1 protein-coding gene is annotated in these 664 nt (G+C 27.3%); it reads left to right on the forward strand.

The window, feature by feature from the left end:
• On the forward strand, positions 1 to 521 hold a 521-nt coding region (locus VDP25_RS17740), incomplete at its 5' end, for a hypothetical protein (RefSeq protein ID WP_334471991.1).
• Positions 522 to 664 lie beyond the last annotated feature (143 nt).

The following is a 664-nucleotide window of genomic DNA, read 5'->3' on the forward strand; positions in this document are numbered from 1 at the left end:
CTAAAAGATTAGGAGATTTTATAAACATCCAAAAAAGACAATCTGATTTTGTCATTACCAACTCAAATGATACTATTTACGGAAAAATCAAAGACCCATCTCTTGGAAAACTACACCTTCTAGATAGATCAAACACAAAGATCATAATCGAAAAAGAAAATATAAAATCTTATAGATTCAATAATGAAATTTTTGAACATAAAGAAAAACGAAAAGCTACTATTTTTGACAAAAAAGGTGCTTACCTAAAACTAATATTAGATGGAGAAGTTAAGTTATATGAGTATGAATACTACTATAATGAAATGGACCTAAACACTAACCAATATATAAATCGTTCAAGAAATTATTTTTATATTGAAAAAGAAGATGAACTCATACTATTAGGTAATTTATTATACAAAAAAAGATTAGCGGAATTATTTTCTGAAAATCAAATCTTGGTGTCGAAAATATTGAATGAAGAATATATAATTGACAATATTTATCTGATTGTAAAATACTACAATGAAAATAAATAACTATTGCCAACACCGTGTATAATTAATTGCTTTTTTCTGCTTACTTGCGAAAATTCCTGCGGAATTTTCACGGGTTCGTAAAAGTTTGCTAAATTAGGTGCTTAAACACGCAACTAATCATACACAAAACCGTTGCCCACAAT

The sequence above is a fragment of the Winogradskyella sp. ECml5-4 genome, assembly GCF_036903175.1.
GTDB lineage: Bacteria > Bacteroidota > Bacteroidia > Flavobacteriales > Flavobacteriaceae > Winogradskyella > Winogradskyella damuponensis.